Annotated in this window: 14 protein-coding genes; 5 read left to right on the forward strand and 9 right to left on the reverse strand. The window is 55.9% G+C overall.

Translation table 11 applies throughout. The features are described from left to right. The first annotated feature begins 13 nt into the window (after positions 1-13). On the forward strand, positions 14-2,719 hold the full coding sequence (gene secA, locus RY075_RS04305; protein ID WP_003856335.1) for a preprotein translocase subunit SecA: 2,706 nt from the start codon (positions 14-16) through the stop codon (positions 2,717-2,719). 57 nt (positions 2,720-2,776) lie between these two features. Further along, positions 2,777-3,169, forward strand: a complete 393-nt coding sequence (gene mutT, locus RY075_RS04310) for an 8-oxo-dGTP diphosphatase MutT (protein ID WP_032610174.1) — start codon at positions 2,777-2,779, stop codon at positions 3,167-3,169. A 34-nt stretch (positions 3,170-3,203) separates the two neighbouring features. Here the strand turns inward: mutT and yacG are convergent, their stop codons facing one another. Genes yacG through coaE form a run of 3 tightly spaced genes read right to left on the reverse strand, consistent with a single transcriptional unit; the run spans position 3,204 to position 4,771 of the window. Continuing rightward, complete coding sequence (yacG, locus tag RY075_RS04315; RefSeq protein WP_003856332.1) at positions 3,204-3,398, reverse strand: DNA gyrase inhibitor YacG; 195 nt, start codon at positions 3,396-3,398, stop codon at positions 3,204-3,206. 9 nt (positions 3,399-3,407) lie between these two features. Next, complete coding sequence (zapD, locus tag RY075_RS04320; RefSeq protein WP_003856329.1) at positions 3,408-4,151, reverse strand: cell division protein ZapD; 744 nt, start codon at positions 4,149-4,151, stop codon at positions 3,408-3,410. Further along, positions 4,151-4,771, reverse strand: a complete 621-nt coding sequence (gene coaE / locus RY075_RS04325) for a dephospho-CoA kinase (protein ID WP_003856328.1) — start codon at positions 4,769-4,771, stop codon at positions 4,151-4,153. Before coaE ends, zapD begins: the two co-directional genes overlap by 1 nt. Positions 4,772-4,999: 228 nt before the next feature. Between coaE and RY075_RS04330 the strand changes: the two genes are divergently transcribed. Then, positions 5,000-6,043 (forward strand): GMP reductase, encoded by a 1,044-nt coding sequence (locus tag RY075_RS04330; protein ID WP_017383777.1) that lies wholly within the window; start codon positions 5,000-5,002, stop codon positions 6,041-6,043. A gap of 33 nt (positions 6,044-6,076) precedes the next feature. Here the strand turns inward: RY075_RS04330 and hofC are convergent, their stop codons facing one another. The 4 genes from hofC to nadC all read right to left on the reverse strand — a co-directional run bounded on the left by hofC (position 6,077) and on the right by nadC (position 10,147). Next, positions 6,077-7,261: a protein transport protein HofC gene (gene hofC / locus RY075_RS04335; RefSeq protein WP_045895242.1), complete on the reverse strand. Its 1,185-nt coding sequence runs from the start codon at positions 7,259-7,261 to the stop codon at positions 6,077-6,079. Beyond that, a complete protein-coding gene (gspE, locus tag RY075_RS04340; RefSeq protein WP_338628206.1) occupies positions 7,251-8,630 on the reverse strand; it encodes a type II secretion system protein GspE in 1,380 nt (459 codons plus the stop codon). Before gspE ends, hofC begins: the two co-directional genes overlap by 11 nt. 12 nt (positions 8,631-8,642) lie before the next feature. Further along, entirely contained in the window at positions 8,643-9,080 is a 438-nt protein-coding gene (gene ppdD / locus RY075_RS04345) for a prepilin peptidase-dependent pilin (protein ID WP_109949058.1), read from the reverse strand. A 173-nt stretch (positions 9,081-9,253) separates the two neighbouring features. Then, entirely contained in the window at positions 9,254-10,147 is an 894-nt protein-coding gene (nadC, locus tag RY075_RS04350) for a carboxylating nicotinate-nucleotide diphosphorylase (protein ID WP_032608506.1), read from the reverse strand. An 87-nt stretch (positions 10,148-10,234) separates the two neighbouring features. Between nadC and ampD the strand changes: the two genes are divergently transcribed. Then, positions 10,235-10,798: a 1,6-anhydro-N-acetylmuramyl-L-alanine amidase AmpD gene (gene ampD / locus RY075_RS04355; protein WP_003856321.1), complete on the forward strand. Its 564-nt coding sequence runs from the start codon at positions 10,235-10,237 to the stop codon at positions 10,796-10,798. Beyond that, on the forward strand, positions 10,795-11,649 hold the full coding sequence (ampE, locus tag RY075_RS04360) for a beta-lactamase regulator AmpE (protein ID WP_109949059.1): 855 nt from the start codon (positions 10,795-10,797) through the stop codon (positions 11,647-11,649). The genes ampD and ampE overlap by 4 nt, the downstream gene beginning before the upstream one ends. 18 nt (positions 11,650-11,667) lie before the next feature. On the opposite strand, the gene RY075_RS04365 is transcribed toward ampE, so the two are convergent. Beyond that, complete coding sequence (locus RY075_RS04365; protein ID WP_338628208.1) at positions 11,668-12,618, reverse strand: family 43 glycosylhydrolase; 951 nt, start codon at positions 12,616-12,618, stop codon at positions 11,668-11,670. A gap of 10 nt (positions 12,619-12,628) precedes the next feature. Continuing rightward, on the reverse strand, positions 12,629-14,026 hold the full coding sequence (locus RY075_RS04370) for an MFS transporter (protein ID WP_003856318.1): 1,398 nt from the start codon (positions 14,024-14,026) through the stop codon (positions 12,629-12,631). Positions 14,027-14,092 lie beyond the last annotated feature (66 nt).

A 14,092-nucleotide genomic window follows, 5' to 3' on the forward strand; every position in this document is an offset into this window, starting at 1 on the left:
TTGAGAATTTATTATGCTAATCAAATTGTTAACCAAAGTTTTTGGTAGTCGTAACGATCGTACCCTGCGCCGCATGCGCAAAGCTGTGAACGTCATCAACGGTATGGAACCGGCGATGGAGAAGCTCTCTGATGATGAGCTGAAAGCGAAAACCGCGGAGTTCCGTGCGCGTCTGGAGAAAGGCGAAACCTTAGAAAGCCTGATCCCGGAAGCCTTTGCCGTAGTACGTGAGGCCAGTAAACGCGTGTTCGGCATGCGTCACTTCGACGTGCAGCTGCTGGGCGGGATGGTGCTCAACGAGCGCTGCATCGCGGAAATGCGTACCGGTGAAGGTAAAACCCTGACCGCAACGCTGCCGGCTTACCTGAATGCGCTGACGGGTAAGGGTGTTCACGTTGTTACCGTCAACGACTATCTGGCGCAGCGCGACGCCGAAAACAACCGTCCACTGTTCGAATTCCTCGGCATGACCGTGGGCATTAACATGTCCGGCCTGCCGGCACCTGCCAAGCGTGAAGCCTACAACGCGGACATCACTTACGGCACCAACAACGAATACGGCTTCGACTACCTGCGTGACAACATGGCGTTCAGCCCGGAAGAGCGCGTCCAGCGTAAACTGCACTATGCGCTGGTGGATGAGGTTGACTCCATTCTGATCGATGAAGCGCGTACCCCGCTGATCATCTCCGGCCCTGCCGAAGACAGCTCCGAGATGTACCGTAAAGTCGACAAAATCATTCCTCACCTGCTGCGTCAGGAGAAAGAAGACTCCGATACCTTCCAGGGTGAAGGTCACTTCTCCGTGGATGAAAAAGCGCGTCAGGTCAACCTGACCGAACGCGGCCTGGTGAAAATCGAAGAGCTGCTGGTTGCTGAAGGCATTATGGAAGAGGGCGAGTCTCTGTACTCCCCGAGCAACATCATGCTGATGCACCACGTAACGGCTGCACTGCGCGCGCACGCGCTGTTCACCCGCGACGTTGACTACATCGTTAAAGACGGGGAAGTCATCATCGTCGATGAACACACCGGCCGTACCATGCAGGGACGTCGCTGGTCCGATGGCCTGCACCAGGCCGTGGAAGCCAAAGAAGGCGTGGATATTCAGAACGAAAACCAGACGCTGGCATCCATCACCTTCCAGAACTACTTCCGTCTGTACGAGAAGCTGGCGGGGATGACCGGTACCGCAGATACCGAAGCGTTTGAGTTTAGCTCCATCTATAAGCTGGATACCGTGGTAGTACCTACCAACCGTCCGATGATCCGTAAGGATATGCCGGACCTGGTATACATGACTGAAGCGGAAAAAATTCAGGCGATCATCGAAGATATTCGCGAACGTACCGCGAAGGGCCAGCCGGTACTGGTGGGGACCATCTCCATCGAGAAGTCCGAAGTGGTGTCTAACGAGCTGACTAAAGCAGGCATCAAACACAACGTTCTGAACGCCAAGTTCCACGCTAAAGAAGCAGATATCGTTGCGCAGGCGGGTTACCCGGCAGCCGTAACCATCGCCACCAACATGGCGGGTCGTGGTACCGATATTATGCTCGGCGGTAGCTGGCAGGCCGAAGTGGCGGAGCTGGAAAACCCAACCCCAGAGCAAATCGCGCAGATCAAAGCCGACTGGCAAGTGCGTCACGACGCGGTGCTGGCATCCGGTGGTCTGCACATCATTGGTACCGAGCGTCACGAATCTCGTCGTATCGATAACCAGCTGCGCGGTCGTGCGGGTCGTCAGGGTGATGCCGGTTCTTCCCGCTTCTATCTGTCTATGGAAGATGCGCTGATGCGTATTTTCGCCTCTGACCGTGTGTCCGGCATGATGCGTAAACTGGGCATGAAACCTGGCGAAGCGATCGAGCACCCGTGGGTTACCAAAGCGATTGCCAACGCCCAGCGTAAAGTGGAAAGCCGCAACTTCGATATTCGTAAGCAGCTGCTGGAATATGATGACGTTGCCAACGACCAGCGTCGTGCGATCTACACCCAGCGTAACGAACTGCTGGACGTGTCCGACGTGAGCGAAACCATCAACAGCATTCGCGAAGATGTGTTCAAAGCCACTATCGACGCTCATATTCCACCGCAGTCTCTGGAAGAAATGTGGGATATCGAAGGCTTGCAGGAACGTCTGAAAAACGACTTCGATCTCGAACTGCCAATCAAAGAGTGGCTGGACAAAGAGCCTGAGCTGCACGAAGAGACCCTGCGCGAGCGTATCTACGAAACCGCGCTGGACGTCTACAAGCGTAAGGAAGAAGTGGTTGGCGCAGAGATGATGCGTCACTTCGAGAAAGGCGTAATGTTGCAGACCCTGGACTCCCTGTGGAAAGAGCACCTGGCGGCAATGGACTACCTGCGTCAGGGTATCCACCTGCGAGGTTATGCGCAGAAAGATCCGAAGCAGGAGTACAAGCGTGAATCCTTCTCCATGTTTGCCGCCATGCTGGAGTCGCTGAAGTATGAAGTCATCAGCACTCTGAGCAAAGTTCAGGTGCGTATGCCGGAAGAAGTGGAAGCGATGGAGCAGCAGCGTCGTGAAGAAGCTGAGCGTCTGGCACAGATGCAGCAGTTGAGCCATCAGACCGATGAGAGCGAAGCCGCAGCAGCAATCGCAGCGCAGACGGGCGATCGTAAAGTTGGTCGTAACGATCCGTGCCCATGCGGTTCCGGCAAAAAATACAAGGCGTGCCACGGCCGTCTGAGCTAAGAACATAACAAACTGAAAAGGCGCAGATATCTGCGCCTTTTTTATGGAAGTGACATGATGAAAACACTGCAAATTGCTGTCGGGATCATTCGCAACCCGCAAAACCAGATCTTCATTACCCAACGTGCCGCCGATGCGCACATGGCCAACAAATGGGAATTCCCCGGCGGGAAAATCGAATCAGGTGAAACGCCGGAGCAGGCGCTGGTGCGTGAGCTTCAGGAAGAGGTGGGGATCACCCCGCATGGCGCAACGCTGTTCGATAAGCTGGAGTACCAGTTTCCGGATCGTCACATCACGCTGTGGTTCTGGCTGGTGGAAAGCTGGGAAGGTGAACCGTGGGGTAAAGAGGGGCAGCCGGGTAACTGGATTGAGCTTCAGGCCAGCGATGCGGAAAAATTCCCGCCCGCCAATGAGCCTGTGATCCTCCGGCTGGTTGCACAACCGTAGGCCTGCTAAGCGAAGCGCCAGCAGGCTTTGAACGTTACTGCTGGTTTTCGCTCCAGTCATCGCTATCCGAGAGATCGCCTTCGCTCGGAATGCGTTTCTCTTCCGCCGCCCATTCGCCCAGGTCTATAAGCTGACAGCGCTTGCAGCAGAATGGGCGAAATGGACTCACTTCTCCCCAGACGACAGTTTTCCCACAGGTTGGGCAGTTTACGGTGGTTACGTCAGACATCGGCACTCCTTAACAACAGGCCAGTTCAAAATCGAGGCGTTCCGGCACGGTGCCATGTTCACTGTCCAGCGGCATAAAGCGGATCGCGAAACGGCTTTTATGTCCGGAAATTTGCGGGTAAAGCTGCTCGCTAAGAGACAGATTCAGGCGCAGAAGATCGGCGTCGTCGCCGTTATCCTGATAGAAACCGTTGAGACTGGTTTGTTTGCGGAACGGGGCAGAGTTACGCACAAGATCGAGGATCAAGGATAACGTCTGATTCATCGGCTCCAGGCTGCCCAGCCAGCTGTTCACCTGGCGATCGCGCTGTTCCTGCGGCATGTGCAACCACATATGCAGCGTTGGCAGGTCAAAGCTACAGCAACCGCCCGGTATGCTCAGGCGCTGGCGCACCAGCGCAATCAGACGATCCTCTCGTAAAAACTGGCCAACGCGCGGCGCGGCCATCAGCGTCGTGCTGCTGTTTTTCAGCTGCTGGCGTAAAGCGTCAATTCGACTTTGATCCACGCCCGGTACTTCGGCCCAGGCCTGTAATTTACGCTGCTGGCGCTCCAGCTCTTTCAACAGCTCAGTGCGGACGTCACCGCGTTCAATCACATCCAGCAGATCGCCCACGTTGCGGAAAAAATGCAGCGCGGTGGCGTGATCGTTGACAGGCAGATGTTGTGAAAGCTGTTGAATAAGAAATTCTATGCGTAGCCAGGTACGCATTTTTTCGTTAAGCGGGTGCTCAAAAAGGATATGAGTCGACATTATGGTTTTTCCTGTGCAACGGCCTGCGCGGCGAAGGTCAGATACTGCGCGTGCAGACGAGCAACATCCGATGCAATGGCATCTGGTGCGCCGTTATTATCAATAACATCATCCGCAACGGCGAGGCGCGCTTCGCGCGTGGCCTGTGCGGCAAGAATTTGTTCAGCATGTTCGCGTGAAACATGGTCACGCGCCATGGTTCTCTGGATTTGCGTTTCGCGGGAAACGTCAATCACCAGCGTTCTGTCTGCTTTATTCTGAAGCTGATTTTCCACCAGTAACGGGACGACCCACAACACATAGGGCGAACGGGCTGCGGCAATTTGACGCTGAGTTTCCTGGTGGATAATGGGGTGGAGCAGGGCATTAAGCCAGGCTTTTTCCGCTGGATCGGAAAATATGCACTCACGCAGCTGCCGACGATTCAGGGTGCCGTCAGCCTGTATCACACGGCGACCAAAATGCGCTTCGATGGCGTTTAAGGCGGGTGTATTGGGTTCTACCACATGACGGGCAATGATATCGGCGTCGATAATCGTGATGCCGAGACGAGCAAACGCGTGCGCAACGGTGCTTTTACCACTACCGATGCCGCCGGTTAATGCGACGATATACCCCATTAAATCAGATCCTGGGAATTATTCAGTTTTAAAATCAGTTTCTTAAAATTCAAACTTACAACAGCCAATGTTTAGCTCTCTTTACCCGCTTTTTACCAGGTAAATTTATAGGATTGTAGCGTAAAAAAAGAGAATTTCGCAGTCTTGCGGAGCAGGTATTAGTGCGTATGATAGCGTCACTGGAGTTGTGCTTTTAATATATTTGCCTCTAACCCCAGGAATCCGCACATGCGTATCGAAGAAGATCTGAAGTTAGGTTTCAAAGACGTTCTTATCCGCCCTAAACGCTCTACACTGAAAAGTCGCTCAGACGTTGAACTCGAACGTCAATTCACCTTTAAGCATTCCGGTCAGACGTGGTCTGGCGTGCCGATTATCGCGGCCAACATGGACACCGTCGGGACCTTCGAGATGGCGACCGCACTGGCGCAATTCGACATCCTTACTGCGGTACACAAACACTACAGCGCTGAAGAGTGGGATGCGTTTGTCGCCTCCGCCTCGGCTGACGTGGTGAAGCATGTGATGGTCTCGACCGGTACGTCTGATGCAGATTTCGAGAAAACCAAACAGATCCTGAACGCCAATCCGGCGCTGAATTTTGTCTGCATTGACGTGGCAAATGGTTATTCCGAACATTTCGTCCAGTTCGTCAGCAAGGCGCGTGAAGCCTGGCCAACCAAAACCATCATCGCGGGCAACGTGGTGACCGGTGAAATGTGTGAAGAGCTGATCCTCTCCGGAGCCGACATTGTGAAAGTGGGCATTGGCCCGGGCTCCGTTTGCACCACGCGCGTGAAAACCGGTGTGGGTTATCCGCAGCTGTCTGCGGTAATTGAATGCGCTGACGCTGCGCACGGTCTGGGCGGCCAGATCATCAGCGACGGTGGCTGCACCATGCCAGGCGATGTCGCGAAAGCCTTCGGCGGCGGCGCGGATTTCGTGATGCTCGGCGGCATGCTGGCAGGCCACGAAGAGAGCGGCGGTACCGTGGTGGAAGAGAACGGCGAGAAATTCATGCTATTCTACGGAATGAGCTCTGAATCCGCGATGACCCGTCACGTGGGTGGTGTCGCGAAATACCGTGCGGCGGAAGGCAAAACCGTTAAGCTACCACTGCGTGGTCCGGTCGAAAACACGGCGCGCGATATCCTCGGCGGACTGCGTTCTGCCTGCACCTACGTTGGGGCTTCCCGCCTGAAAGAGCTGACTAAACGCACGACGTTTATCCGCGTTCAGGAGCAGGAAAACCGCGTTTTCAATAGCCTCTGACGGCTACGGCTGGCGCGCGTCCGTGCGCCAGCGTTACCCCGCGCTCATTGCATCCCCCAGATGGAAAATCGGCAGATACATTGCCACCACCAGCGTGCCAATAATCAGACCTGTCACGACCAGTAGCAAAGGCTCAAGAAGCGCCGCCAGATTGTCTGCCTGCTGAAATGTCTGTTCCGTATGATGGCGGGCCAGATTCATCAGCATGACATCCAGTGAACCCGACACTTCTCCGGTGCGAATGAGCTGAATACACAGTGGCGTAAAAACAGAGGCCTTCTGAAAGGAGGACCACACGGGCATCCCCTGTTCGATATCGCTGCGTATCTCACGGAGTTTCTCCTGCCAGTAGCCACACTCAACGGTCTCCTCCACACTCTCCAGTCCTTGTAAAAAGGCAATTCCGGCCTGCTGGGTTAATGACAGTACGGTAAAAATTTGCCCCAGTTTTTGCCCGCGCGTCAGCGTGCCCATCACCGGTACATGTAACAAGACATACTGCCAGCGCGGATGCCGCCGCAGCTTACAGGCGATGACAACCATTGCCACGAGCAGGGCCAAAAGGGTGAGGATATGCGCCTGAACTAAGGCCGCCAGCCCCATGACTGCCTGCGTGAGCAAAGGGAGCGGGGTGTTGAACGTTTTGTAGATTGCAGCAAACTCAGGCAAAACCAGCGTGACCATCGCCAGCACCACGAAAACGGCCAGCGTCAGGATGATCAGCGGATAGCGCAGCGCTTTCTTCACCTTTGCACTGAGTTGCTGCTGGGATTTTTGTTGCTGCGCAAGCTGACGGCAGCAGGCTTCGAGCTTACCCGTCAGTTCACCCGTCTTCACCATCGAGACATAAAGGGGGCTAAACACCTCTGGCCATTTCTTCATGGCCTCTGACAGAGCGAAACCTTCGCTCAGGTCATCAGCAAGACTGTGCAGCAGCGCCTGCCAGTGCTGCAAAGGATGCTGTTCCGCCAGCATGTGCAGGCTTTGGGACAGCGTGAGTCCGGCCTGTAGCAGCGTGGCGAGCTGGCGAAAAATATCGTAGCAGTGCTGCACTTGCCATCGGTGGCGCTGCTGGCAGCGTTTTAGCGCCAGCGGGTGCAGCTGTTTAAGCACCAGAGCCGTGTAAGCTGCGTTACGGTCGATGGCCCAGAGGGTGCCGGTTTGCACCTCCCCCTCGGTGGTCAGGGCACGCCAGCGCCAGAGCGAATTAGCAGCCATCGGGCATTCCCAGGACGCGCAACAACTCTTCGAGCGTAGTCAGCCCTTGCTCTACGGCCATGCAGCCATGCTCAAACAAAGAGGTCATTCCCGCCTGACGAGCGCTGGACCCAATCACCTCCGTGCTTGCTCCGCTGGCGATGGCCTGCCGCAGCGTGTCGTCGATGACGAGCACTTCAAAAATGGCTACGCGACCATAAAAACCGTGGTAGCAGCGATCGCAGCCGGTGGGTTGCCAGCGAGGAAGCGGCCGGGGCCACAGCGTGCGGGGTAATTCGGTATGGCGGCTGGCTTCCTGTCGGCAGTACGGGCATAAACGGCGCACCAGCCGCTGGGCAATCACCATCGAGAGCGCCGAAGAGATCATCCAGCGCGCGACACCCATCTGTTGCAGCCGTACCAGCGTTTCAGTCGTCGAATTAGTATGGAGGGTGGACAGCACCAGATGCCCGGTTTGTGCCGCCTTAATGGCAATTTCTGCCGTTTCGCCGTCACGAATTTCACCTACCATAATGATGTCAGGATCCTGCCTGAGCAGGGCGCGCAGCACGCTCTGGAAGGTCAGCCCCGCACGCGGATTAATCTGCGTCTGGTTTAAGCCTGCAAGCGGGATTTCAACGGGATCTTCCACGCTGCAAATATTAACGTCAGGTGTATTTCGCGCCTGTAACGCGCTGTACAGCGTCACCGTTTTCCCGCTACCTGTCGGGCCGGTGACCAGAATCAACCCCTGAGGGCTGTTAAGCGCCCCGGCAAAACGGACCTGCTGGTCTGCGCTCATCCCCAGCTGTTCAAGCTCCAGAGCCTGCTGTACTTGGTGAAGCAGACGAAGCACGATTTTTTCTCCACCGCTACAGGGAAGGGTTGCGATACGAAAAGAGACGGGGACGCTTGCCAGCTCCACCGTAAACTGACCGTCCTGCGGCAGGCGGCGCTCCGCAATATCCAGTTGACCCAGCACCTTCAGGCGTGCGGCAAGCGTCGTCCCGAGGGCGGCAGAGATCGGCGGTTGCGGGTAGAGAACACCGTCGATTCGCAAACGGATCTGGTAGCCGTGCTCCGTCGGTTCAATATGGATGTCAGAAGCCCGCTGGTTTACTGCCTGCTGCAAGGTTGTACTGAGCACGTCAGCGGCTGAGTTTGGCGCGATGCCCGGCAGGTGTGATGATGAGAGGGACTGAAGCCTTTTTTCCATCCGTTCAGCCGTCCAGCACTCAATATCAATACGTTTCTGCGTGGCGAAGCGTAACGCTTCCATCAGCTCAGAGGCAGGATTACCCCCCACCGCAATGCTGATCATCTCGGTGTCGCTTGCGAGTAGCAGTGCGTGATGGCGCTGACAGAGCGTCATAAGCTGCTCGGTATTCATTGTCCACTCCTGTCAGTTGTTGTCGAAGCGGAAAACATCTTCACAGGCTTGTCTGAGCGCCGTGTCGGACGCAATTTTGCAGTCACGCGTCCAGCCCGTCATACCGTTACCGTCGCTCCAGATCGGTGTCATGAGCACTTCAAGTCCGTTAAGGCTTTCCTGCCCTGTTAACGATACGATCCCCTTCGCCACGCTCATCGCTGAAACGTAACGTGTGGTTGTCGGGGAGGGGATGCCATTGGTGCCTGCGTCGCAGCGATCCACACCACCACGATCCAGGGCGCAAAGCTCAATGGCGGTGCGGTAGGGGATGAACGTTTGCAGCATATCGGTGAGCGCCGCTTTTCGCAGGTAGTTCTGATAGGCCGGGACGCCAATCGCGCTCAGGATGGCAATAATGCCAATGACCACCATTAGCTCAATCAGGGTAAATCCTAGTTGTCTGTTCATGTCTGCTCCTTATGTTAAGTGGCGCTACTGTGGCAGTGACTGCGCGCAGAAACGAGGGGCAAAAGCGTGAACGTGAAGGGGCTTTCAGGGAAATGATTCAGTGTTGCAGAGAAGGACAGCGTAATTGCGAGCGGTTTCGTATTTCCCCTCTCCGGGCGGAGAGGGGGGATAATTTATTTGAAGCGCATCGAGAGGTCGAGGGCGCGGACGTGCTTGGTCAGGGCGCCTACGGAGATGTAATCGACGCCGGTTTCAGCAAATTCGCGGATGGTGTCGAACGTCACGTTGCCGGACACCTCAAGCTGCGCCTGGCCGTTTGTGCGTTTGACCGCTTCACGCATCTGCTCCGTGTCGAAGTTATCGAGCATGATGATGTCAGCCCCCGCTTTAATGGCCTCGTCCAGCTCCTCCAGCGTTTCCACTTCCACTTCGACGGGCACATCCGGATGCAGCCAGAAGGCTTTTTCCACGGCCTGACGCACCGAGCCAGAGGCAATAATGTGGTTCTCTTTGATCAGGAAGGCATCGGATAGCCCCAGACGATGGTTGGCGCCGCCACCGCAGAGTACCGCGTATTTCAGCGCGGTGCGCAGGCCCGGCAGGGTTTTACGGGTATCCAGCAGCTGCGTGCGGGTGCCTGCCAGCAGGTCAACGTAGCGGCGTACTTCACTGGCAACGCCAGAGAGCGTTTGCACAAAATTGAGCGCGGTGCGTTCACCAGTCAGCAAGACGCGGGACGGGCCGTCCAGTTCGAACAGTGGCTGATTCGCCGTGACCGCATCGCCGTCCTCAACGTGCCATGTTACCTGCACCTCGTCGCCCGCCAGCTGGGTAAAGACCTCCTCAACCCAGCGTTTGCCGCAGAAAACCCCTGCTTCACGGGTGATAACCACCGCATGCGAGCGTGTCTCTTTTGGCAACAATTGGGCGGTAATATCGTTATCGGCGCTGACGTCACCGCCGAGGTCTTCTCTCAGGGCATGGGCAACGCTTGCCGGGATATCACTATTAATACGTTCCAGAAGCGCGTCACGTCGGTGGTCGGGGTTATAGCGGCGAGGCGGCATGATAAAACTCCAAATTGGTAACGAATCATAATATTGAAACATGCTACTCTGAACCGAGTAACAGCACCATAGATAAGGAGTTCCAGCATGTTGTTAGAAAACGGATGGCTGGTGGACGCGCGGCATGTACCGTCGCCGCACCACGACTGCCGCCCGGAGGATGAAAAGCCCACACTGCTGGTGGTTCACAATATTAGTCTCCCGCCGGGTGAGTTTGGCGGTCCGTGGATCGATGCGTTATTCACTGGAACGATAGATCCCGATGCCCACCCCTTCTTTGCTGAGATTGCGCATCTGCGCGTATCGGCGCACTGTCTGATCCGACGTGATGGCGAAGTGGTTCAGTATGTTCCTTTTGATAAGCGTGCCTGGCATGCCGGCGTGTCGAAGTATCAGGGGCGCGAGCGGTGCAATGATTTCTCCATTGGAATTGAACTGGAAGGAACGGACACCACGCCTTACACCGATGCGCAATATGAGAAACTGGTTGCTGTAACGCAAACGTTAATCGGGCGCTATCCCGCCATTGCAGACAATATTACAGGGCACAGCGACATCGCCCCCGAAAGAAAAACCGACCCCGGCCCGGCGTTTGACTGGTCCCGGTTTCACGCCATGCTTACCACGTCGTCAGATAAGGAGATAACATGACGTTGTTTACCATGCTGCTGGTTATGATCGCTGAACGCCTGTTTAAGCTCGGCGAGCACTGGCATCTGGATCATCGGCTGGAGGTGTTATTCCGCCGCATCAGGCGTTTTTCCATGCTGCGCACGCTGCTGATGGCGGCAGGCGTGATGGTGATTACGTTCCTGTTGCTGCGCTCGCTTTACGGCCTCTTTTTCAACGTGCCGCTGCTGGTGGTGTGGATCCTGCTCGGTGTGTTGTGTATTGGCGCGGGCAAGGTGCGTTTGCACTATCACGCGTATCTGAAAGCCGCTTCCCGGGATGATGCCCACGCGCGCGGCGCGATGGCGAGCGAGTTGACGATGATCCACGGCGTACCGCCGGACTGCGATGAACGCGAGTTTCTGCGGGAGCTGCAAAACGCGCTGCTGTGGATTAACTTCCGTTACTACCTGGCGCCGCTGTTCTGGTTCGTGGTGGGCGGACCCTGGGGGCCGGTACTGCTGATGGGTTACGCGTTCCTGCGCGCCTGGCAGACCTGGCTTGCCCGCTATCTTACGCCGCATGAACGTCTACAGTCCGGCATTGATGCCATCCTGCACGTGCTCGACTGGCTTCCGGTGCGTCTGGTAGGCGTGGTCTATGCCCTCATCGGTCACGGTGAAAAGGCGCTGCCCGCGTGGTTTGTCTCCCTTGCTGACCGTCATACCTCGCAGTATCAGGTTTTAACCCGACTGGCACAGTTCTCGCTGGCGCGTGAGCCGCACACGGACAAAGTCGCAACGCCAAAGGCTGCCGTCTCGATGGCGAAGAAAACGTCGTTTGTGGTGGTGGTGATTGTGGCGCTGCTGACGATTTACGGCACGCTGGTTTAAGCCAGCGCGCCGAAGCCGTTACGGTGTATCTGCGGGCGGGATGCCGAATTCAGGCATCCCGTTTTCGTTCCAGCGGATGAGTTTCAGGCGAGTATGGCGATTGGGATCGTAAAGCGGATCGCCTTCAATTTCAGTGTAGTTTCGCGCGTGGTAGACCAGCACATCTTCGCCCTCCGGCGTCTGCGTAAAGCTGTTATGGCCTGGCCCATACTGACGGTTTTCGTAGCTGGTGACGAACACCGGGCGCGGGGATTTATGCCAGTTAGCCGGGTTTTGCGGATCGGCATTCAGGTCTGCCCACAGTAATCCCATGCAGTAGGTCTCGTCGGTGGCGCTGGCGGAATAGCTGATAAACAGCTTATCGCCATGGAACAGCACCGCCGGGCCTTCATTGACCCAGAACCCGCGGCACTCCCAGTCATATTCCGGTTTACTGAGCATCACCGGCTCGCCTTTCAGCGTCCACGGATTTTCCATTTCACACAGGTAAAGATTCGAGTTACCGGAAATATCCGGGGCTTTTTGCGCCCACAAATACCAGCGTTTACCCTGATGAACAAAGGTGGTGGCATCCAGCGCGAAGGTGTCAAACGGGGTTTTGATTTGCCCTTTTTCCACCCACGTACCGGTGAGCGGATCGCGATCTGCGCATTCAATGGCAAACATGCGATGCTGGAACATCCCGAGCTGATCGAGCGCCTGGGTATGCGTGGCGGCAAAATAGATGTACCACCTGCCGTCGATATGATGCAGTTCCGGTGCCCAGATCAGCTGGCTCATCGGGCCGGTGTCGGGCTTGCGCCAGACAACCACCTCTTCGGCATCGCGTAAACCTTCCAGCGAGTCCGCGCGGCGGATCGCCAGCCGATCGTACTCCGGTACGGAGGCGATAAAGTAATATTGCCCATCGTGACGCAGGATATACGGGTCGGCGCGTTGTTCAATAAACGGGTTTGGCCAGGTTTGCATTCGGCTTTCCTTATTTAGTCTCAGCGGCTTTGAGTTCCTGATAATCGTTCAGCTCGCGATAGTTGGTGCGACGCTTTTCCAGATCGGACTGGATCTGCTTCATGGTCTCACGGTCCACTTTCAGCAGACGTACTACGCCCGCGGTAATTAAGTATCCAATGCCAGGAATGACGGTAAAGAGCAGCACGATCCCGTTGATGGCATCCGCGCTCTGCGCTTTTGCGCCCGCATCGTAGCCGTACCAGGAGAGCAGGAAACCGACCATTGCCCCGGCAATCGCCAGACCCAGTTTCAGGAAGAAGATGTTGCCGGAGAAGCTGATCCCGGTGATACGTTTCCCGGTTTTCCATTCACCGTAGTCGTCCACGTCGGCCATCAGGGACCAGTGCAGCGGGGATGGGATCTGGTGCAGGATGTTCAGCAGGACGTAAAGCACAACAATGGTTGTCGTCGCTTTCGGGTCGAAGAAGTAGAAGGCGCAGGAGAAAATCGCCAGCGCGATGTTGGTCCAGAAGAAGACCTTCAGCTTGCACCAGCGGTCGGTCAGCACTTTCGCCAGCATACTGCCGAACATCATGCCGACAACGCCCAGGCTGATAAACAGCGTGGCGAAATGGGTGCTTTGCCCCATGACCCAGGTGACGTAATACATGGTGGCCGCCATGCGGATAAAGCCAGGGCAGACGTTGCACAGGGTTAACAGCAGGATCCGCACCCACTGGTCGTTCTTCCACACGTCTTTCAGGTCGTTTTTCAGTTCGTCATGGGTTTGCACCGCCGGACGCACACGCTCGCGCACCGTGGCGAAGCAGAACAGGAACATGCAGGTACCAATCAGCGCCAGCACGGTCATCGCCATCTGGTAGCCTTTGGCTTTGTTATCCCCACCGAACCAGTCGGCCATTGGCAGGAGCGTTAGCGACAGCAGCAGCGTGGCGATACCAACCATAACAAAACGGTAGGACTGGCAGGCAACGCGCTCTTTCGGGTCGTTGGTGATCACGCCGCCGAGCGAGCAGTACGGAATATTGATGGCGGTATAGGTCAGCGACAGCAGGAAGTAGGTGACAAAGGCATAGATAACTTTGCTGTTATAGCTCCACTCTGGCGTGGTGAACATCAGAATGCTGAACAGCGCATAGGGGAAGGCAATCCACAGCAGCCATGGACGAAACCGGCCATATTTGCTGCGGGTACGGTCAGCAATCGCGCCCATGATCGGGTCCGTTACGGCATCAATGACGCGCACGGACAGGAGTAAAACGCCAACCAGTGCAGGAGCCAGACCAAAAATATCCGTATAAAAATAGTTAACAAATAACATGATGGCGCCAAAGATAATGTTGCATCCGGCGTCACCCATGCCATAGCCGATCTTTTCTTTTACTGACAGTTTGTTGTTATTCATCGACAGCTCTCCGGGTTTCGGTATGGAGAGAATTATTCGCTGGCAAACGAATATATGCGTTGCAAT

Source organism: Enterobacter sp. JJBC, assembly GCF_036936505.1.
GTDB classification, from domain to species: domain Bacteria; phylum Pseudomonadota; class Gammaproteobacteria; order Enterobacterales; family Enterobacteriaceae; genus Enterobacter; species Enterobacter hormaechei_C.